Source organism: Burkholderia sp. GbtcB21, from assembly GCF_019091065.1.
GTDB lineage: Bacteria > Pseudomonadota > Gammaproteobacteria > Burkholderiales > Burkholderiaceae > Burkholderia > Burkholderia pyrrocinia_C.
The window spans coordinates 345,149-365,254 of record NZ_JAGXKA010000005.1 but is presented as its reverse complement, the minus strand read 5'-3'; the positions used below and the strand labels follow the sequence as shown (position 1 = coordinate 365,254).

The window sequence follows — 20,106 nt, the reverse complement described above, 5'->3', positions numbered from 1 at the left end:
CCCCATATGTCCCACGATTCCGACGACAAGACCTTCCCGTACGAGAAGGACGACGCCGAGCTGCGCCGCCGGCTCACGCCGATGCAGTACGAGGTCACGCAGCATGCAGCGACCGAGCGCGCCTTCACCGGCGAATACACCGACACCGAAGACGCCGGCATCTACAAATGCGTCGTCTGCAGCACGCCGCTGTTCGAATCCGGTTCCAAGTTCCATTCGGGCTGCGGCTGGCCCAGCTACTTCAAGCCGCTCGACGGCGAGGTGATCGACGAGAAGGTCGACTACTCGCACGGCATGGTGCGCGTCGAGGTCCGCTGCAACCATTGCGGCGCGCATCTCGGGCACGTCTTCGAGGACGGCCCGCGCGACAAGACCGGTTTGCGGTACTGCATCAATTCGGCTGCGTTAAACTTCGAGTCCCGACCCGAAAACGAATGAGCGGCGCCGGGCGGATCGGCGGGGCGACCTTCGCCCGGGCAACCTGCTCTCGGGCAGGCCGCCCCGATCCGCGACGGCGGTGCCTGGCGGGTCCCTACAACGGTGAAAGGCCGCGCACGCGGCGTTTCACGCAGCTGCGAGCGCCATGAAATTCCTGTTCGATCTGTTTCCGATCATCTTGTTTTTTGTCGCCTTCAAGGTCTGGGGCATCTTCACCGCCACCGCCGTCGCGATCGTCGCGACGCTGGCCCAGGTCGCATGGGTCGCCTTCCGGCACCGGAAGGTCGACACGATGCTGTGGGTCAGCCTCGGCGTGATCGTCGTCTTCGGCGGCGCCACCCTCGTCCTGCATGACGAGAAATTCATTCAATGGAAACCGACTGTGCTGTACTGGCTGTTTGCGGTCGGGCTGCTTGCCGCGCGCTATGCGTTCGGCAACAACCTGATCGAGAAGATGATGGGCAAGCAGCTCACGCTGCCGCACCCCGTGTGGGACAAGCTGAACGTCGCGTGGGCGCTGTTCTTCGCGGTGCTCGGCGTCGCGAACCTGTACGTGGTGCACAACTTCACCGAATCGCAATGGGTGAACTTCAAGCTGTTCGGCACGACGGGCGCGATGGTCGTGTTCATCATCCTGCAGAGCCTGTGGCTCACGAAATACCTGAAGGACGAATGACATGACGGACGCCTTTCTCCACGCGTCGCCCGAAGAACGCATCGCGCTGATCGAAGCGCGCCTCACCGCGTCGCTCGCACCCGTGTCGCTCGCCGTGCGCGACGACAGCGCGCAACACGCGGGCCACGCCGGCGCGGCCTCGGGCGGCCACTACACGGTCACGATCGTGTCGGCCGCATTCGCGGGCAAGCCGCGCGTCGCACGGCACCGGCTGGTGTATGATGCGCTCGCTGATGCGATGCAGCGCGGCATTCACGCGCTCGCGATCGTGGCTTACACGCCCGAAGAATTCAACGAATCTTCAATCTAGTCTCATTAGGAATTCCCGATGATCCTCAAATCCCCTCGCCTGTGGGTCGCGGCGGCTGCATTCGCAGCGGCACCGGCATTCGCCCAGAACATCGCCGTCGTCAACGGCACGCCGATTCCGAAGTCGCGCGCCGACGCGATGGTCGCGCAGCTCGTCCAGCAAGGCCAGACCGACAGCCCGCAACTGCAGCAGGCCGTGCGCCAGGAACTCGTGAACCGCGAAATCCTGATGCAGGAAGCGATCCGCGAAGGCATCCCGAACCGTCCGGACGTGAAGGCGCAGGTCGCCGTCGCGCAGCAGACCGTCGTGCTGCGTTCGATGATCGAGAGCTTCCTGAAGAAGAACCAGCCGACCGACGCCGAAGTGAAGGCGCGCTACGACGAACTCGTCAAGGGCGCAGGCGGCAATCGCGAATATCACCTGCACCACATCCTCGTCGACAACGAGCAGCAGGCCAAGGACCTGATCGCGAAGATCAAGGCCGGCGCGAAGTTCGAGGATCTCGCGAAGCAATACTCGAAGGATCCGGGCTCGGGCAAGAACGGCGGCGATCTCGACTGGTCCGACCCGAAGGCGTACGTGCCGGAATTCTCGGCGGCCGCGCAGAAGCTGCAGAAAGGCCAGATGACCGACGCGCCGGTGAAGACGCAGTTCGGCTGGCACATCATCCGCGTCGACGACATTCGCGACATCGCGCCGCCGCCGTTCGACCAGGTGAAGGCGCAGATCGCGCAACAGCTCGTGCAGCAGAAGCTGCAGGCGTTCGAGGAAGGTCTGCGCCAGCAGGCAAAGATCCAGTAACGCAGGCGCTCGTCTCCGCGCATCGAAAAGCCGCTCTTCGGAGCGGCTTTTTCATTTGGCGCGCCGGAGCGCATGCATCGTGAGGTTTCGGCAGTCAGTCGACGCGCGATAAAAAGGCCGCTCCGAAGAGCGGCCTCTCGTGCCGGACATCACCCGCGCCGCAGCGTTCGCTACGCGGGATGGAACGCGTCGTGATAGCGCACTTCACCCGACGGCAGCGGCGCCGCTGCGTCGAACGACAATGCGAGGAAATACTCGGGCGGCACGCCGGGAAACACGATGTCGCCGGACGGCTCGAACCCGAAGCGCGCGTAATACGCGGGATCGCCGAGCACGACGCAGCCGCGCGCGCCGAGCCGGCGCAACGCGTCGAGCCCCGCGCGCACGAGCCCGGCGCCGATGCTCTGCCGCTGGCAGTCGGGTAGCACCGCGAGCGGCGCAAGCCCGTACCACTGCTGTCGATCCGCCGGCTCACCACCGATCGCGACCGGCGAGAACGCGACGTGGCCGATGATGCGGCCGTCGCGCTCCGCGACGAGCGACACGCTCAGTGCGCCGCCCGCGCGCAGCGCGTCGACGATCCGCCGCTCGAACTGCCCGCCCTGCGGTTCGCCCGCGAACGCCGCGACGATCACGCGACCGATCGCGTCGGCCTCGCTCGCGCGCTCGTCGCGCAGCGTGACGACCTCGACCGACGCGTTCGGGGCGAACCTCATCCGGATCAGCCGATCCAGCGGCGCGCGTTGCGGAACACACGCATCCACGGACTCGCTTCACCCCAGCCTTCCGGGTGCCAGCTCATCGCGACCGTGCGGTGCACGCGCTCCATGTGCGGCATCAGCACCGAGAAGCGGCCGTCGGCCGTCGTCACCGACGTGATGCCGGCCGGCGAGCCGTTCGGGTTGAACGGATAACGCTCGGTGGCTTCGCCGCGGTGGTCGACGTAACGCATCGCGACTGCAACGCGGTCGATGTCGCCCTGCTGCGAGAAGTCCGCATAACCTTCGCCGTGCGCGACCGCGACCGGAATCCGCGAGCCTTCCATCCCCGCGAAGAAGATCGACGGCGACTTCTCCACTTCGACGAACGAGAAGCGTGCCTCGAACTGCTCGGACTTGTTGCGCGTGAACTTCGGCCATGCTTCCGCGCCCGGGATCATCGACGCGAGGCTCGACAGCATCTGGCAGCCGTTGCAGATGCCGAGCGCGAACGTGTCCGGACGCGCGAAGAACGCCGAGAACATGTCGGCGAGGTTCGCGTTGAAACGGATCGTCTTCGCCCAGCCTTCGCCCGCACCGAGCACGTCGCCGTACGAGAAGCCGCCGCACGCGACCGCACCCGCGAAATCGGCCAGCGTCGCGCGGCCCGCGAGCAGGTCGCTCATGTGCACGTCGTGCGCGTCGAAGCCCGCGCGGTCGAACGCGTAGGCCGTTTCCAGATGCGAGTTCACGCCCTGCTCGCGCAGGATCGCGACGCGCGGCCGCGCGCCGGTCGCGATGAACGGCGCGGCGATGTCGTCGGCCGGATCGAAGCTCAGCACCGGCGAGATGCCCGGATCGGCCGCGTCGAGCAGCGCGTCGTATTCGGCATCCGCGCACGCGGGGTTGTCGCGCAGGCGCGCGATGCGCCAGCTCACTTCGCCCCATGCGCGATGGAGTTCGGTGCGCGGCGCGTCGAAGATCTTCTTCGCGTCGCGGTACACCTCGATCACGTCGCGGTCGTTGACCGAGCCGATCACGTGCGAGCACGTCGACAGGCCGAATTCGCGCAGCGCGCCGAGCACCGCGTCGCGGTCGGCCGTGCGCACCTGCACGACGGCGCCGAGCTCCTCGGAGAACAGCGCGCGCAGCGTGCGATCGTCGCGGCGGCCGCTCGTCTGCTTCGCCCAGTCCTTCGCGTCGCCGTAGTCGGATTCGTGATGCGGGTCGAGCGTCAGCATGTCGACGTTCAGCGACACGCCCGCGTGGCCCGCGAACGCCATTTCGCACACCGTCGCCCACAGGCCGCCGTCCGAGCGGTCGTGGTACGCGAGCAGCTTGCCCTGCGCATTGAGCGACTGGATCGCGTTGAAGAAGCGCTTCAGGTCTTCCGCATCGTCGACGTCCGGCGTCGTGTCGCCGACCTGCTGCGTGACCTGCGCGAAGATGCTGCCGCCCATCCGGTTCTTGCCGCGGCCGAGATCGATCGCGATCAGCACGCTGTCGCCCGCGTCGGCGACGCGGCGCAGTTGCGGCGTCAGGTGGAGCCGCACGTCCTCGACCGGTGCGAACGCGGAGATGATCAGCGACACCGGCGAGACCACTTCCTTCGCGACGCCCTGCTCGTCCCACTTCGTCTTCATCGACAGCGAGTCCTTGCCGACCGGGATGCCGATCCCGAGCGCCGGGCACAGTTCCATGCCGATCGCCTTGACCGTGTCGAACAGCGCGGCGTCCTCGCCGGCCGTGCCGCACGCGGCCATCCAGTTCGCCGACAGCTTCAGCTTGTCGAGCGACGCGATCGGCGCGCTCGCGATGTTCGTGATCGCTTCGCCGACGGCCATGCGGCCCGATGCCGGCGCGTCGATCACCGCGAGCGGCGTGCGCTCGGCCATCGTCATCGCCTCGCCCTTGAAGCCCGCATAGTCGAGCGCGGTGACCGCGCAGTCGGCCACCGGCACCTGCCACGGGCCGACCATCTGGTCGCGCACCGACGTGCCGCCGACCGAACGGTCGCCGATCGTGATCAGGAACGACTTGCTGCCGACCGTCGGGTGCTTCAGCACGTCGACCGCGACTTCCGACAGCGCGATGCCCGTCACGTCGACCGGCGCGCGCTCGGTCGCAACGCGCGTGACGTCGCGGTGCATGCGCGGCGGCTTGCCGAGCAGCACTTCCATCGGCATGTCGACCGGATATTCGTCGGCACCCGTCGCTTCGGCGTCGACGAGCTGCAGCTGGCGCTCGTCGGTTGCAACGCCGACCACCGCGAACGGGCAGCGCTCACGCGCGCAGATCGCCTCGAAGCGCGGCAGGTCGGCCGGCGCGATCGCGAGCACGTAGCGCTCCTGCGCCTCGTTCGACCAGATCTCGCGCGGCGAAAGGCCCGATTCCTCGAGCGCAACCTTGCGCAGTTCGAAGCGCGCGCCCTTGCCCGCGCCGTCGACGATCTCGGGGAACGCGTTCGACAGGCCGCCCGCGCCGACGTCGTGGATGCTCAGGATCGGGTTTTCCGCGCCGAGCTGCCAGCAGCCGTTGATCACTTCCTGCGCGCGACGCTCGATTTCGGGGTTGCCGCGCTGCACCGAGTCGAAGTCGAGCTCGGCCGTGTTCGCGCCGGTCGCCATCGAGCTCGCGGCGCCGCCGCCCATGCCGATCCGCATGCCGGGGCCGCCGATCTGGATCAGCAGCGAGCCGGCCGGCACGTCGTGCTTGTGCGTATGTTGATCCGCGATGTTGCCGAGGCCGCCCGCGATCATGATCGGCTTGTGATAGCCGCGCACCAGGCCGCCGACGTTCTGCTCGTACACGCGGAAATAGCCGCCGAGGTTCGGGCGGCCGAATTCGTTGTTGAACGCGGCGCCGCCGAGCGGGCCGTCGATCATGATCTGCAGCGGCGACGCGATGCGGTCCGGGCGGCCGTACGGGCCGTGCGCATCGTTCGGGTTGCGCTCGCCGACCGGCTGCGCTGCGTCGCGCGCGTTTTCCCACGACTGGCGTGCATCGGGCAGGTCGAGGTTCGACACGGTGAAGCCCGTGAGGCCGGCCTTCGGACGCGCGCCGCGGCCCGTCGCGCCTTCGTCGCGGATCTCGCCGCCTGCGCCGGTCGCCGCACCCGGGAACGGCGAGATCGCCGTCGGGTGGTTGTGCGTCTCGACCTTCATCAGCGTGTGCGTGAGCTCGGTGTGGCGGCCATATCGCTCGCCGGGCTCGCCGGCCGCGCCCGCGTTGCGCGGGAACCAGCGCTCGGCCTCGGCGCCGACCATGATCGACGAGTTGTCCGAATACGCGACGATCGTGCCCTGCGGGTTCAGCTTCTCGGTGTTGCGGATCATCGCGAACAGCGACATGTCCTGAGCTTCGCCGTCGATCGTCCACTGCGCGTTGAAGATCTTGTGGCGGCAGTGCTCGCTGTTCGCCTGCGCGAACATCATCAGTTCGACGTCGGTCGGGTTGCGTTCGAGCTTGCGGAACGCATCGACCAGGTAGTCGATCTCGTCGTCGGCGAGCGCGAGGCCCAGCTCGACGTTCGCACGCTCGAGCGCGCCGCGGCCGACGCCCAGCACGTCGACGCTCGCGAGCGGCTTGGCCGGCAGTTCGTCGAACAGGTGCTTCGCGTCGTCGCGCGCGGCGACCACGCTTTCGGTCATCCGGTCATGCAGCGCAGCGGCGACGGCTGCACGCGCGTCGTCGGACAGCGCCTTCTTGCCGCCGAGCAGGCCCGACTTCAGCGTGACCGTGAATTCGACGCCGCGCTCGATGCGGCGCACCTGCGTGAGGCCGCAGTGCTGCGCGATGTCGGTCGCCTTGCTCGCCCACGGCGAGACCGTGCCGAAGCGCGGCAGCACGACGAAGGTCTCGGCCGCGCCCTTCTCGGCCGCCGGCTCGAACGGCGCGCCGTAGTGCATCAGCGCGTCGATGCGCGCGCTGTCGTCGGCCGACAGCGGCTCGGCCGCATTGACGAAGTGCAGGAACTGGCCGCGCACCGCGACGATGTTGGCGTCGATTTGCCTGAGCGTGTCGAGCAGACGGGTTTGACGGAAATCGGAGAGGGCCGAAGCGCCGGGAAAACACGAGAAGTGAGCCATGGGCTGGACTGACGTCGATGAGTCGCGCGAAGTGGCGACGTGGGGCGAAAGGAAGGCCGTAATTATACCCGGAAGTCGGTCGCCCCAAACCGGCCGATCGGCAGCCCGCATGCACCGCGACGGTGCCGCGTCACGCGCCGCGCACGGCCGCCCGCCGGGCCGGCCCGCCCGGGTGCGGCAGCCGGCGGCCGCCGCGCGGCCGTACGGCACCTGCTCGCGCGGCGCCGGTTCCCGCGGTTTTGGCGCTATCATTCCGGGTTCACCGGGCCCGGGCCCTCAGCGAATCCTCACCGGGCGGCGTGCGCGCCGCCCGTCATCGAAGCAATCCATGGATGTCATCGTCATCGGCGGCGGAATCAGCGGCGTCGCCACCGCCTACCAGTTGCGCGCGGCCGGCCATCGCGTGTGCGTGGTGGAACGCCACGCGACCGTCGCGCAGGGCGCGACCTACGGCGACGGCGGCGCGCTGCTGCCGAGCCCGCTCGACGTCTGGTTCGGCCCGACCTTCATGCGCCAGCGCCAGCCGCGCGACAGCGGCATCGTCTACAAGCCGGGCTTCAACGGCGGCGTGCGCCGCTTCGTCAAGCAGCTCGGCGCGCTGCGCGAGCCCGATGCGTTCGCCGCGCAATACGCGCGGCTGCGCCCGCTGATCGACGCGTCACGCGACACGCTCGCCGACATCGAGGCGCGCCTCGAACTCGAATTCGAACAGAAGCCCGGCATCCTGCACGTCGTGCGCGATCCGCGCGACTGGGAAGCGATGCAGCCCGCGCTCGACCTGCTGCGCACGCTCGACCAGCCGTACCGCATGCTGAGCGCCGACGAATGCGCGGCGCTCGAACCGTCGGTGCCGGCCGAGCCCGGCTTCGCCGGCGGCGTGCTGCTCGAGACCGAGCGCACCGGGAACTGCCCGCTGTTCGCGAAACTGGTCAAGCAGACGCTCGACGAGCACGGCGTGCAGTTCCGCTTCGGCGCGGACGTCGCCGCGATCCGCGTCGACACCGGCCGCACCGCGATCGAACTCGTACCGTCCGGCCACCGGAACGCGGCGAAGGCGCACGAGGTCGACGTGATCTCCGCCGACGCGATCGTGGTCGCTGCCGGCGCCGGCAGCCTGCCGCTGCTCGAACGGCTCGGCTGGCGCCTGCCGCTGCACCCGGTGCGGGTCCACACGCTCACCGCGCCGGTCGCGTACGAAGAGCACGCGCCGCACCTGAGCGTCGTCGATTCGATCAAGCGCATCTCGATCACGCGCACCCACCAGCGGCTGCGCATCGGCGGCGGCGCCGTGCTGCAGAGCCTGGCCGACACCGCAAAGCCGCTTGCCGAGCCGCTGTCCGAGGCCGCGCTCGCGCTGCTCGGCCAGGCCGTCCACGACTGGGTGCCCGGTGCCGCCAGGATCTCGGCCGCGCTGTCGTGGCAAGGCACGCAACTGCTGTCGCCGGACGGCCTGCCCGTCGTGGGTCCGACCCCGCATCCGCGCGTGTTCGTCAATTTCGGGCACGGCCCGACTGGCTGGGGCCTCGCATGCGGGTCTGCTAAAGTGGTGACCGACTACCTCGGCGGCAACGTGCAGCACTGGCCCGCCGACACGCTCGCCGCACTGCGCGCCGGGCGCTTCACGACCTGACCGCCGCGGGATCGCCCCGTGGCGGCACCTTGCCAGCCGCCACGATCCCGCGATGACCGCTACCCGCCCGCTTCCCGATTCCGATCCGATCGCACTGCTGCGCGTCGCCGACTTGCGCGCCGCCGAAGCCGACGCGACCGCGGCGCTGCCGCCGCACACGCTGATGGGCCGCGCGGGTGCCGCCGCCGCGCGCTGGCTGTCCGAGCGCGTCGCCGGCGATGACCGCCCCGTGTGGTTCGCGGTCGGCCCCGGCAACAACGGCGGCGACGCGCTGGTGGCCGCCGCGCAGCTCCAGCAGCTCGGCGTCGCGACGCAGGCGTGGATGCCGGTGCCGGTCAAGCCGGACGACGCGCAATGGGCGCTCGGCCTCGCGCGCGCGGCCGGCGTCCCGCTGTCGGCCACGCCACCCGCGTCGCTGGACGGTTACGCCTGGGTCGTCGACGGGCTGTTCGGCATCGGTCTCGGCCGCGCGCTCGACGGCGCATTCGCCGAACAGGCCGCGCGCATCGCCGCGCATGCACGCAGCGGCGGCCGCGTGCTCGCACTCGACGTGCCGAGCGGGCTCGACAGCGATACGGGCCGAATCGTCGGTGCGGGCGTCGCCGTCGCGGCCACGCATACGCTCACCTTCATCGGCGCGAAGCCAGGCCTCTACACGGGCGACGGCCGCGACCTCGCCGGCGAGATCGACGTCGCGTCGCTCGACGTCGCGCCGCCCGCCGCGCCGGCCATCGTGCTGAACACGCCCGCGCGATTCGCCGCGGCGCTGCCTGCGCGCGCATTCGCGTCCCACAAGGGCACCTTCGGCAGCCTCGCGGTGCTCGGCGGCGACACCGGCATGTGCGGCGCGCCGATTCTGGCCGCGCGCGCCGCGCTGTTCGCGGGCGCCGGCAAGGTGCACGTCGGCTTCCTCGGCGCCGGCGCGCCGCCGTACGACCCGCCGTTCCCCGAACTGATGCTGCATCCGGCCGATAGCCTCGACCTCGGCGCGATGACCGCGATCGCGGCCGGCTGCGGCCTCGGCACGCGCGAAGCCGCGGCAACGCTCGTGCGCGACGTGCTCGCCCACGATGCCGCGACGCTGCTCGATGCGGACGCGCTGAACCTCGTCGCGACGCACGCGGACCTCGCGGCCGCCGTCGCCACGCGCGGCGCGCGCGGCAATCCCTGCGTGCTGACCCCGCACCCGCTCGAAGCCGCGCGGCTGCTCGGCAGCGACACGGCGACGGTGCAGCGCGACCGCGTCGCGGCCGCGCAGGCGCTCGCCGCGCGCCATGCGGCCGTCGTCGTGCTGAAAGGCTCGGGCACGGTGATTGCGGCACCCGACGGCCGCGTGACGATCAACCCGACCGGCAACGCCGCGCTCGCCACCGGCGGCACCGGCGACGTGCTCGGCGGCCTGATCGGCGCGCTGCTCGCACAGCGAGTCACACCGTACGAAGCGGCGCTCGCGGGCGTCTACCTGCACGGCCTCGCGGCCGACACGCTGACTGCGCACGGCACCGGCCCGGCCGGGCTCACGGCCGGCGAACTCGCGCCGATGGTGCGCACGCTGATCAATCGCCTTTTTTATCCATCGCCGCGCGCCGACACATAACGCCGCTATACTGACTGCCCCGCCGCACGGCGGGCCTTCTCGTCCGCCGGCCTGCCGATCCCGATGAGCCGGCGCGGCATTCCTCCCGATTCACGCTTCACTCGAACCGCCATGACGCTGAATTCGCTCCCCGCCTGGACTGCCCTTCAATCCCACTTCGAACAGATCCGCCACGCCCGGCTGCGCGACTGGTTCGCACCGGAAAACGACCGCGCGCCGACCCGCGCTGAACGCTTCACGATCCCGGGCGCCGGTCTCGCGGCCGATTTCTCGAAGAACCGCATCAACGACGAAACGCTGCGCCTGCTCGTGCAGCTCGCGCGCGACACAGGCGTTGAAACGCGCCGCGACGCGATGTTCGCGGGCGAGATCGTCAACGCGACCGAAGGCCGCGCCGCGCTGCACACCGCGTTGCGCGCGACCGACCCGCAAGCGCCGTTCCACGCGCAGGTGAGCGCCGAGCGCGCGAAGATGGCGACCTTCGCGCGCGCCGTGCGCAGCGGCACGTGGACGGGCTACACGGGCAAGCGCATCCGCCACGTGATCAACATCGGCATCGGCGGCTCCGATCTCGGGCCGAAGATGGTCGTGCATGCGCTGCACCACGTCGCGACGCCCGACATCTCGACCCACTTCGTGTCGAACGTCGACGGCGCCGATCTCGCGCGCGTGCTCGAACAGGTCGATCCCGAGGAAACGCTCGCGATCATCGTGTCGAAGACCTTCACGACGCTCGAGACGATGACGAACGCACGCTCGCTGCGCGACTGGTTCGTCGCGCGTGGCTGCCCCGAGGACGCGCTCGCGAAGCACTTCGTCGGCGTGTCGGCGAACCCGGCCGAAGTCGTGAAGTTCGGCATCGCCGCGGACAACGTGTTCGAAATGTGGGACTGGGTCGGCGGCCGCTATTCGCTGTGGTCGGCGGTCGGCCTGTCGATCATGATCGCGATCGGCCCCGAGCAGTTCGACGAACTGCTGGCCGGCGCGGACGACATGGACCGCCATTTCCGCGAAGCGCCGCTCGAGCGCAACCTGCCGGTGCTGCTCGGCCTGATCGGCATCTGGTATCGGAATTTCTTCAGCTCGCAGAGTTATCTCGTCGCGCCGTATTCGGAAGCGCTGCACTACCTGCCGTCGTACCTGCAGCAGCTCGAAATGGAGAGCAACGGCAAATCCGCGCGCCTGGACGGCACCTTCGTCGATTACCCGACGTCGGCCGTCACGTGGGGCGAGCCGGGCACCAACGGCCAGCACGCGTTCTTCCAGATGCTGCACCAGGGGCCGACGATCGTGCCGATCGACTTCATCGCGGTGCTGACGCCCGAGCATCCGCTCGCGAGCCATCATCCGAAGCTGCTCGCGAACTGCTTCGCGCAGAGCGAGGCACTGATGCTCGGCCGCACGCTCGATGAAGCGCGCAAGGTCGCCGGGCCGGGCAAGGAGGCGCTCGCGCCGCACCTGACGTTCCCGGGCAACCGCCCGACGACGACGCTGCTCGTCGATGCGCTGACGCCGCGCACGCTCGGCGCGCTGATCGCGCTTTACGAGCACAAGGTGCTCGTGCAGGCGACGGTGTGGGACATCAATCCGTTCGACCAGTGGGGCGTCGAGCTCGGCAAGATTCTCGGCAAGGTCGTGGAAGCCGACCTGTCGGCCGAGTCGGTCGATCCCGCGAAGCACGACTCGTCGACCACGGCGCTGATCGAACGCGCCCGCACGGCGCTCAAGCGCTGACGCGACCGCGTCATGCGCACGCCGGCCGCGCATTGCAACCCGCGCGGCTGGCAGGAAAATTCAGGCGCCGCGCTGCACTGCGTGCGGCTCGACGATGTGCCCGGCGTCGAGCGTCACCGTCGTCGCACAGCGGCGCGCGAGTTCGGTATCGTGCGTGACGAGCACGAGCGTTGCGCCGTGCGTGCGATTCAGTTCGAACATCAGGTCGATGACCGCGTGCCCCGTCGCCGCGTCGAGGCTGCCGGTCGGCTCGTCGGCAAACAGGATCGCCGGGCGCGTGACGAACGCACGCGCAAGCGCGACGCGCTGCTGCTCGCCGCCCGACAGCAGCTTCGGATAATGCGCGGTGCGTTCGCCCAGACCGACCTGCACGAGCAGCGCCCGTGCGCGATCGGCCGCCTCGCGCGCACTGATGCCGCCCCGCAGTTCGAGCGGCAGCATCACGTTCTCGAGCGCCGTCAGGTGCGGCATCAACTGGAACGACTGGAACACGAACCCGACGGCACCGTTGCGCAGCGCGGCGCGCTCGTCCTCGTCGAGCTGGTCGAGCGCGCGGCCGAGCAGGCGAACCGTGCCGCTCGTCGCGCTGTCCAACCCTGCAAGCAGGCCGAGCAGCGTCGACTTGCCCGACCCCGACGCGCCGACGATCGCGAGGCTGCTGCCCGGCCGCAGGGCGAGCGTGATGCCGTCGAGGATCGTCAGCTCGCCCGTTGCGTCGGCGACCCGCTTGCACACGTCACGGACTTCGATGATCGGATCGGTAATCTTGAACATGGACACGACATTTCGCTGGAAAAGACGCGCGGCGCTCGCCGCGCTGCTGGGCACCCTGCTGACCGCAACCGCGCCCGCACGCGCCGCGACGGCGCCGGCCCCGGCATCGGGCCAGCCGGTGATCGTCGTGCTCGGCGACAGCCTGTCGGCCGAATACGGGCTGCCGCGCGACACGGGCTGGGTTGCATTGCTGCGGCAGCGGCTCACGAACGAGCGAATCGATTATAGCGTCGCGAACGCCAGCGTCAGCGGCGACACCACGAGCGGCGGCCGCGCGCGGCTGCCTGCGGTGCTGCAACGGCTCAAGCCTTCGATCGTCGTCGTCGAGCTCGGTTCGAACGATGCGCTGCGCGGCGTGCCGCTCGCGACGACCGAGCAGAACCTGCGCGACATCATCGCCGGCGCACGGCGCGCACGGGCAAAGGTCGTGCTGGTCGGCATGTACGTGCCGCCCAATTACGGCCCCGACTACACGCAAAAGTTCCACGCCGTCTATACGCGGCTGTCGAAGGATCTCGGCGTGCCGCTCGTGCCGTTCCTGCTGGCCGGCATCGAGAACAAGCCCGAGATGTTCCAGGCCGACCAGATGCATCCCGCGCGGCAGGCGCAGGGCATCCTGCTCGACAACGTGTGGCCGGCGCTGAAGCCGCTGCTCGGCAAGCCGCGCGGCTGACGACGTACCGCCCCGCCGGAAAACAAAAAGCCCCGCTCGAAGCGGGGCTTTTTGTTGTTTTTATTGTTGCGTGCGAAACGATGCTCAGTTGTCGCCGTCCTGCGACTGGCTGGTCGTCGTCCCGTACAGCTTCACCTTCGAGCGATCGCGCAGCGCGGCGAGATACGCTTCGCCTTCGCTTTGCGCGTCGACCTGCGCCATCTGCTGCTGCGCGGCCGCCAGTTGCTGCGGATCGACGGCCGTACCCGGGATCACCGCGTTCACGCGGTAGATCGCGTAGCCGTCCGCGCCGAGATCGACGCCGACGTAAGCCGGTAGCGTCTTCGCATCGACCTTGTAGACGGCGCTCAGCGCGGCCGGCGTCAGGCCCTGCGATTGCGTGCGCGACACCTTCTGCGCTGCCGCGAACCCGTCGGTCGACTTCGACTTCTGCAGCTCGGCGAGCTTCGCCGCACCGTCCTTCTGCGCGAGTGCCGCGGCCTGCTCGGCGACGACCTTCTGGCGCACGACGTCCTTGATCGCATCGAGTGCAGGCACGGCAGCCGGCTTGTAGTCGGTCACGCGCGCCGAGATCAGCGTGTTGTTGCCGACGTCGATCGCCTGCGTGTTGTTCTGGTTCTTCACCGAGTCGTTCGCGAACACGGCGGCCAGGAACTTCGGATTGTTCAGCGGGTTCGTCGGCGGCAGCTGCGGATTCGGCGTCGGCGTGACGGTGGCCGTCTGGATCGTCAGCTTGTACTTGTCCGCGGCCGGCTGCAGCGTCTTCGCCTTTTCATAGACGGTCGACGTGAAACCTTCCGCGTTGTCCGTGAACGCCTTCGATGCGTACTGCTGCTTCAGGTCCACCGCGATCCGGTCCTTCACTTCCGCGAACGGCTTGACGGCCGCCGGCTTCACTTCGGTCGCCTTCAGCACGTGGAAGCCGAGATCCGACTGCACGACACCGCTCACGTCGCCCTGCTTGAGCGCGAACGCGGCATCGTCGAACGCCTTGCCGCCCGCCGTCGAGCCGCGCGTGATGAAGCCGAGGTCGCCGCCCTTCGCGGCCGACGGCGCGTCCTGCGAGCTCTTCTGCGCGATCTGCGCGAACTGGTCCGGATGCGCCTTCACGTCGGCGAGCAGTTGCTCGGCCTTCGCCTTCGCTGCGGCCTTGTCGGCCGCGCTTGCGCTGCTCGCCGCGGCGATGAAGATGTGGCTCACGCGAACCTGCGCTTCGGTGCGGAAGTGCGTCGGGTTGTCGTCGTAGAACTTCTTGATGTCCGCATCGGTCGGCTGCGCGCTTGCAGCGGCCGCGGCCGGCGAATAGACGAGGTACTGGATCGTTGCGGTCTCGGGCGTCGCGAAGCCTTGCTTGTGCGCGTCGTAGTACGCGGCGAGCTGCGCGTCGGTCGGCTGGACCTTCGATGCGTAGGCGCTCGTCTTCAGCACGAGCGCCTGCACGTCGCGCTGCTGCGCGGCGAGTTCGGACAGGCGTTGCGCGAGGCTCTTCGGCGTGAACGCGCTCGACACGATGCTGGCCGGAATCTGCTGCAGCGCGAGGCTGTAGCGCACGCGCTCCTGATACTGCTCGGGCGTCATCCCCTGGAACGACAGCAGTTGCGCGTAACGCTCGACGTCGATCGAACCGTCGGGCTTCTTCAGCGACGCGATCATCGGGTCGCTCATCAGCGCATCGCGCACCGCATTGTCGGACGCGGTCAGGTGCAGGCGTTGCGTTTCATCGGCCAGCACGCGCTGCTGGATCAGGCCGTCGAGCACCTGCTTGCGATGCTCGGGCGTATCGAACATCTTGATGTCGAACTGCCCGCCGAGCGCCTGACGCGCCTGGTCGATCTGCTGGCGGAACGCGCCGTCGAATTCGACCCGCGTGATCTTGTGCCCGTTGACCGCCGCGGCGTTCGCACTGTCGTCGAAGAAGCCGCGGAAGCCTTGGATCCCGACAAAACCCAGCCCCGGCAACACGATCAGGAGCAGGAGCGCCATCATCAGGCGCTGGTGATTACGGAAGAAATCGAGCATGCGTGACGGGAAAATTGGACAAAACGACCGATATTACAACATACGGGGTGGGACGGGAGAAAAGCGGACGTGCAGCAAGCGGGCGCAACGGACAGCACAAACGAAAATGCCCGCACAAGGCGGGCACTTTCGTTTGTTTGGCGGAGCGGACGGGACTCGCCTACATCCCGCAGGCCGCGGCTGCGCTTGCAAGCGCAGCCCTTCGAGTCCCGCCGAAAGCCGCGCAGGCGGCTTCCTCCGCCCCGCAGTCACGCGCCCGAGAACGGGCGCAACAACTGGACGCACAAACGAAAATGCCCGCACAAGGCGGGCACTTTCGTTTGTTTGGCGGAGCGGACGGGACTCGAACCCGCGACCCCCGGCGTGACAGGCCGGTATTCTAACCGACTGAACTACCGCTCCTTGGTCTGGCTGAATCAGAAAACTGGTGGGTGCTGAGGGGTTCGAACCCCCGACCTACGCCTTGTAAGGGCGCCGCTCTACCAGCTGAGCTAAGCACCCGTTCCCGATTCGTTCTGGCTGCGATCTGCGTTTCCGCATCAACAACCAGCGAGCCCGCAAGTTTAATTCATCCCCGATCATTTTGCCAAGCCCGGATGCGAATTTTTTTGCTGCGCCCGCTCGCGATTCCGGCACACATAAAAAAACCCGCGGACACGCCGCGGGTTTCGTGAACAACCGTCAGCAAGGACGGCGTTCAGGCACTCAGTGCTTGACGACTTCCGTCGAGCCGGCATCCTTCGCCGCCTCGCCGACCGGCGCTGCTGCCTTCGCTTCTTCTTCCGGCGGCAGCGGAGTCGGCGAACGCTCGAGCGCGAGCTCCAGCACCTTGTCGATCCAGCGGACCGGCACGATCTCGATCGCGTTCTTCACGTTGTCCGGAATGTCCGCGAGATCCTTCACGTTCTCTTCCGGGATCAGCACGAGCTTGATGCCGCCGCGATGCGCGGCCAGCAGCTTCTCCTTCAGCCCGCCGATCGGCAGCACTTCGCCACGCAACGTGATTTCGCCCGTCATCGCGACATCGGCACGCACGGGGATACCCGTCAGCACCGACACCAGCGCGGTCGTCATCGCACCGCCGGCGGACGGACCGTCCTTCGGCGTCGCGCCTTCCGGCACGTGGATGTGGATGTCCTGCTTCTCGAACGCTTCGTCCTTGATGCCCAGACGGCGCGAACGCGAGCGCACGACCGAACGCGCAGCCTCGACCGACTCCTTCATCACGTCGCCGAGCGAACCCGTGCGGATCACGTTGCCCTTGCCCGGCATCACCGCGGCTTCGATCGTCAGCAGGTCGCCGCCGACTTCCGTCCACGCGAGGCCCGTCACCTGACCGACCTGGTTTTCCTTCGCCGCGAGGCCGAAGTCGTACTTGCGCACACCGAGGAACGTATCGAGGTTCTCGCCATCGACCTTGATCGCGCCCGATGCCTTCTTCAGCAGCAGCATCTTCACGACCTTGCGGCAGATCTTCGACACTTCCCGCTCGAGCGAGCGCACACCGGCTTCGCGCGTGTAGTAGCGAATGATGTCGCGGATCGCCTGCTCGGTGACGTCGATCTCGCCTTCCTTCAGCCCGTTGTTCTTCTTCTGCTTCGGCAGCAGGTAACGCTGCGCGATGCTGACCTTCTCGTCTTCCGTGTAGCCCGACAGACGGATCACTTCCATCCGGTCGAGCAGCGGCGGCGGGATGTTCAGCGAGTTCGACGTCGCGACGAACATCACGTCCGACAGGTCGAAGTCGACCTCGATGTAGTGGTCGGCGAACGTATGGTTCTGTTCGGGATCGAGCACTTCGAGCAGCGCCGACGACGGATCGCCGCGGAAATCCATGCCCATCTTGTCGACTTCGTCGAGCAGGAAGAGCGGATTGCGCACGCCGACCTTCGTCAGGCTCTGCAGGATCTTGCCCGGCATCGAACCGATATACGTACGGCGATGGCCGCGGATCTCGGCTTCGTCACGCACGCCGCCGAGCGCCATCCGGACGAACTTGCGGTTCGTCGCACGGGCGATCGACTGGCCGAGCGAGGTCTTGCCGACACCCGGAGGCCCGACGAGGCACAGGATCGGCGCCTTGACCTTGTCGACGCGCTGTTGCACCGCGAGATACTCGAGAATGCGTTCCTTGACCTTCTCGAGGCCGAAGTGATCCTCGTCGAGCACCTGCTCGGCGTTCGACAGGTCGTTGTTGACCTTGCTCTTCTTGCGCCACGGCAGGCCGATCAGCGTGTCGATATAGTTGCGCACGACGGTCGCTTCCGCCGACATCGGCGACATCAGCTTCAGCTTCTTCAGCTCGGCATCGGCCTTCTTCTTGGCTTCCTTCGGCATGCGCGCGGCGTTGATGCGCTTCTCGAGTTCCTCGAGATCGGCACCCTCTTCGCCTTCGCCCAGTTCCTTCTGGATCGCCTTGACCTGCTCGTTCAGGTAGTACTCGCGCTGGCTCTTTTCCATCTGGCGCTTCACGCGCCCGCGGATGCGCTTTTCGACCTGCAGGATGTCGATCTCGGCTTCGAGCTGCGCGAGCAGGTGCTCGAGGCGCTCGATGACCGGGAACATCTCGAGGATGTGCTGCTTCTGGTCGAGCTTCAGCGGCAGGCGCTCGGCGATCATGTCGGCGAGGCGGCCTGCTTCGTCGATGCCCGACAACGACGTGAGGATCTCCGGCGGGATCTTCTTGTTCAGCTTCACGTACTGGTCGAACTGCGACACGATCGCGCGGCGCAGCGCTTCCGTTTCGGCGCTGTCGGCATGATCGGGCTCGAGCGGCATCACGTCGCAGGAGAACTGCGTCTCCTGTTCTTCGATCGACAGTGCCTTCGCGCGCTGCAGGCCTTCGACGAGCACCTTCACGGTGCCGTCCGGCAGCTTCAGCATCTGCAGGATGTTGGCGATGCAACCGACCTCGTACATGTCCTTTTCGGTCGGTTCGTCCTTGGCCGCGGTTTTCTGGGCGACGAGCATGATGTGCTTGCCGCCTTCCATCGCTGCTTCGAGGGCCTTGATCGATTTCGGCCGGCCCACGAAGAGCGGAATCACCATGTGCGGGAAAACGACGACATCCCGCAGCGGCAGCAGCGGGAGCGTGATGCGTTCCGGCGGGAGAAGTTGGGTGCCTGACATTTCATTTCCCCATGAGTGGAATCAATTGTTCGGTAATTGAGGCCGCCACAACGAATTGCAAGCCTTCAAGTGCGGGAAATATTCGGTAAGAAAGTAACCACCGCGTGTCGAGTCAGAGTTACCCACAAGATAAACGAAAAAAAGCCGCCCACGGTCTCATGAACGGCCTTTTTCGCAGAACATCGTCGGCAAGCCGGTCAGTTCGAACCCGCCACCTTCGGCGTGTCCTCGTAGATCAGCAAAGGCTTGCCGTCCCCATCGATGACGTTCTCGTCGATGATGACCTTGCTGACCCCTTTCATCGTCGGCAGCTCGTACATCACATCGAGCAACGCCTGTTCGATGATCGAACGCAAACCGCGCGCGCCGGTCTTGCGGCGGATCGCCTTGCGGGCGACTGCCTGCAGCGCGCCCGGCCGGATCTCCAGCTCGACGCGCTCCATCGCGAACAGCTTGTGATACTGCTTGACGAGCGCGTTCTTCGGCTCGACCAGGATCTTCATCAGCGCGGCTTCGTCGAGCTTGCCGAGCGTCGCGACCACCGGCAGGCGGCCGATCAATTCGGGGATCAGACCGAATTTGATCAGGTCTTCCGGTTCCGTTTCGCGCAGCACTTCGCCCGCGTCGCGCTCCTGCTTGCTCTTGACCGTCGCGCCGAAGCCGATGCCGGTTTTCTCGGTGCGATCGGTGATCACCTTCTCGAGACCGTCGAACGCGCCGCCGCAGATGAACAGGATGTTGGTCGTGTCGACCTGGATGAAATCCTGGTTCGGGTGCTTGCGGCCGCCCTGCGGCGGCACCGACGCCATCGTGCCCTCGACGAGCTTCAGCAGCGCCTGCTGGACGCCCTCGCCCGACACGTCGCGCGTGATCGACGGGTTGTCCGACTTGCGGCTGATCTTGTCGATTTCGTCGATGTAGACGATCCCGCGCTGGGCCTTGTCGACCTCGTAGTTGCAGTTCTGCAACAGCTTCTGGATGATGTTCTCGACGTCCTCGCCGACGTAGCCGGCTTCGGTCAGCGTCGTCGCATCGGCGATCACGAACGGCACGTTGAGCAACCGCGCGAGCGTCTGCGCGAGCAGCGTCTTGCCGGAGCCCGTCGGGCCGATCAGCAGGATGTTGCTCTTCGACAGCTCGACGTCGTCCTTCTTGTCGAGATGCTTCAGGCGCTTGTAGTGGTTGTACACGGCCACCGCGAGGATCTTCTTCGCGCGCTCCTGGCCGATCACGTACTGATCGAGGATGTCGCGAATTTCCTGCGGGCTCGGCAGATCCGACCGGGACAGGCTGGCCTCGACGCCCGCGGCAGCCGCCTCGTCGCGAATGATCTCGTTGCAGAGGTCGATACATTCATCGCAGATGAACACCGACGGGCCCGCGATGAGTTTTTTCACCTCATGCTGGCTTTTCCCGCAAAACGAGCAATACAACAGCTTCTCGCTGTTCGAACCTTTTTTGTCCGCCATGAATGTAGAGCCTCCGGACAGGTAAATGACATGATACGCCGAATGCTCCGAACGCCGCGCCTAGGGCGCG

Annotated in this window: 14 protein-coding genes and 2 tRNA genes; 8 read left to right on the top strand and 8 right to left on the bottom strand. The window is 67.4% G+C overall.

The features are described from left to right. Positions 1–6: 6 nt before the first annotated feature. The 4 genes from msrB to KVT39_RS14940 all read left to right on the top strand — a co-directional run bounded on the left by msrB (position 7) and on the right by KVT39_RS14940 (position 2,225). On the top strand, positions 7–438 hold the full coding sequence (gene msrB / locus KVT39_RS14955) for a peptide-methionine (R)-S-oxide reductase MsrB (protein ID WP_034181203.1): 432 nt from the start codon (positions 7–9) through the stop codon (positions 436–438). Between the two features lie 145 nt (positions 439–583). Beyond that, entirely contained in the window at positions 584–1,114 is a 531-nt protein-coding gene (locus KVT39_RS14950; protein ID WP_034181202.1) for a septation protein A, read from the top strand. A 1-nt stretch (position 1,115) separates the two neighbouring features. Continuing rightward, positions 1,116–1,424 (top strand): BolA family transcriptional regulator, encoded by a 309-nt coding sequence (locus KVT39_RS14945; RefSeq protein WP_034181201.1) that lies wholly within the window; start codon positions 1,116–1,118, stop codon positions 1,422–1,424. Positions 1,425–1,442: 18 nt separating this feature from the next. Further along, the gene (locus tag KVT39_RS14940; protein ID WP_034181200.1) at positions 1,443–2,225 is read left to right on the top strand and encodes a peptidylprolyl isomerase; all 783 of its coding nucleotides are present in this window, start codon (positions 1,443–1,445) and stop codon (positions 2,223–2,225) included. A gap of 170 nt (positions 2,226–2,395) precedes the next feature. Here the strand turns inward: KVT39_RS14940 and KVT39_RS14935 are convergent, their stop codons facing one another. Then, entirely contained in the window at positions 2,396–2,941 is a 546-nt protein-coding gene (locus KVT39_RS14935) for a GNAT family N-acetyltransferase (protein ID WP_217589457.1), read from the bottom strand. 5 nt (positions 2,942–2,946) lie between these two features. Then, positions 2,947–7,011, bottom strand: a complete 4,065-nt coding sequence (gene purL / locus KVT39_RS14930) for a phosphoribosylformylglycinamidine synthase (RefSeq protein ID WP_175749955.1) — start codon at positions 7,009–7,011, stop codon at positions 2,947–2,949. Between the two features lie 328 nt (positions 7,012–7,339). Between purL and KVT39_RS14925 the strand changes: the two genes are divergently transcribed. From KVT39_RS14925 to pgi, 3 genes are all read left to right on the top strand, one after another. Beyond that, positions 7,340–8,641: an FAD-dependent oxidoreductase gene (locus tag KVT39_RS14925; RefSeq protein WP_175749954.1), complete on the top strand. Its 1,302-nt coding sequence runs from the start codon at positions 7,340–7,342 to the stop codon at positions 8,639–8,641. A gap of 52 nt (positions 8,642–8,693) precedes the next feature. Then, on the top strand, positions 8,694–10,238 hold the full coding sequence (locus tag KVT39_RS14920) for an NAD(P)H-hydrate dehydratase (protein ID WP_217589456.1): 1,545 nt from the start codon (positions 8,694–8,696) through the stop codon (positions 10,236–10,238). Between the two features lie 111 nt (positions 10,239–10,349). Beyond that, a complete protein-coding gene (gene pgi, locus KVT39_RS14915) occupies positions 10,350–11,972 on the top strand; it encodes a glucose-6-phosphate isomerase (protein WP_217589455.1) in 1,623 nt (540 codons plus the stop codon). Positions 11,973–12,032: 60 nt separating this feature from the next. On the opposite strand, the gene KVT39_RS14910 is transcribed toward pgi, so the two are convergent. Further along, a complete protein-coding gene (locus KVT39_RS14910) occupies positions 12,033–12,746 on the bottom strand; it encodes an ABC transporter ATP-binding protein (protein ID WP_217589454.1) in 714 nt (237 codons plus the stop codon). On the opposite strand from KVT39_RS14910, the gene KVT39_RS14905 reads away from it, so the two are divergent. Continuing rightward, entirely contained in the window at positions 12,745–13,419 is a 675-nt protein-coding gene (locus tag KVT39_RS14905; RefSeq protein ID WP_034181193.1) for an arylesterase, read from the top strand. The two genes, KVT39_RS14910 and KVT39_RS14905, sit on opposite strands and share 2 nt — an antisense overlap. Positions 13,420–13,503: 84 nt before the next feature. Here KVT39_RS14905 and KVT39_RS14900 read toward each other — a convergent pair whose 3' ends face one another. The 5 genes from KVT39_RS14900 to clpX form a co-directional block, all read right to left on the bottom strand. Then, positions 13,504–15,438, bottom strand: coding sequence for a SurA N-terminal domain-containing protein (locus KVT39_RS14900; protein ID WP_217589453.1), 1,935 nt, complete (start codon positions 15,436–15,438; stop codon positions 13,504–13,506). Between the two features lie 325 nt (positions 15,439–15,763). Then, a tRNA-Asp gene (locus tag KVT39_RS14895) sits at positions 15,764–15,840 on the bottom strand. Between the two features lie 23 nt (positions 15,841–15,863). Next, a tRNA-Val gene (locus tag KVT39_RS14890) sits at positions 15,864–15,939 on the bottom strand. Between the two features lie 204 nt (positions 15,940–16,143). Further along, the gene (lon, locus tag KVT39_RS14885) at positions 16,144–18,567 is read right to left on the bottom strand and encodes an endopeptidase La (protein WP_034181191.1); all 2,424 of its coding nucleotides are present in this window, start codon (positions 18,565–18,567) and stop codon (positions 16,144–16,146) included. Positions 18,568–18,764: 197 nt separating this feature from the next. After that, positions 18,765–20,036, bottom strand: a complete 1,272-nt coding sequence (clpX, locus tag KVT39_RS14880) for an ATP-dependent Clp protease ATP-binding subunit ClpX (protein WP_006489345.1) — start codon at positions 20,034–20,036, stop codon at positions 18,765–18,767. Positions 20,037–20,106 lie beyond the last annotated feature (70 nt).

What these genes read in the sequence shown, in the direction of transcription:
- KVT39_RS14935 (WP_217589457.1), bottom strand. Translation starts at nt 2,941, where the DNA reads ATGAGGTTCGCCCCGAACGCGTCGGTCGAGGTCGTCACGCTGCGCGAC.
- pgi (WP_217589455.1), top strand. Translation starts at nt 10,350, where the DNA reads ATGACGCTGAATTCGCTCCCCGCCTGGACTGCCCTTCAATCCCACTTC.
- clpX (WP_006489345.1), bottom strand. Translation starts at nt 20,036, where the DNA reads ATGGCGGACAAAAAAGGTTCGAACAGCGAGAAGCTGTTGTATTGCTCG.
- purL (WP_175749955.1), bottom strand. Translation starts at nt 7,011, where the DNA reads ATGGCTCACTTCTCGTGTTTTCCCGGCGCTTCGGCCCTCTCCGATTTC.
- KVT39_RS14940 (WP_034181200.1), top strand. Translation starts at nt 1,443, where the DNA reads ATGATCCTCAAATCCCCTCGCCTGTGGGTCGCGGCGGCTGCATTCGCA.
- KVT39_RS14950 (WP_034181202.1), top strand. Translation starts at nt 584, where the DNA reads ATGAAATTCCTGTTCGATCTGTTTCCGATCATCTTGTTTTTTGTCGCC.
- KVT39_RS14920 (WP_217589456.1), top strand. Translation starts at nt 8,694, where the DNA reads ATGACCGCTACCCGCCCGCTTCCCGATTCCGATCCGATCGCACTGCTG.
- KVT39_RS14910 (WP_217589454.1), bottom strand. Translation starts at nt 12,746, where the DNA reads ATGTTCAAGATTACCGATCCGATCATCGAAGTCCGTGACGTGTGCAAG.
- KVT39_RS14945 (WP_034181201.1), top strand. Translation starts at nt 1,116, where the DNA reads ATGACGGACGCCTTTCTCCACGCGTCGCCCGAAGAACGCATCGCGCTG.
- msrB (WP_034181203.1), top strand. Translation starts at nt 7, where the DNA reads ATGTCCCACGATTCCGACGACAAGACCTTCCCGTACGAGAAGGACGAC.
- lon (WP_034181191.1), bottom strand. Translation starts at nt 18,567, where the DNA reads ATGTCAGGCACCCAACTTCTCCCGCCGGAACGCATCACGCTCCCGCTG.
- KVT39_RS14925 (WP_175749954.1), top strand. Translation starts at nt 7,340, where the DNA reads ATGGATGTCATCGTCATCGGCGGCGGAATCAGCGGCGTCGCCACCGCC.
- KVT39_RS14905 (WP_034181193.1), top strand. Translation starts at nt 12,745, where the DNA reads ATGGACACGACATTTCGCTGGAAAAGACGCGCGGCGCTCGCCGCGCTG.
- KVT39_RS14900 (WP_217589453.1), bottom strand. Translation starts at nt 15,438, where the DNA reads ATGCTCGATTTCTTCCGTAATCACCAGCGCCTGATGATGGCGCTCCTG.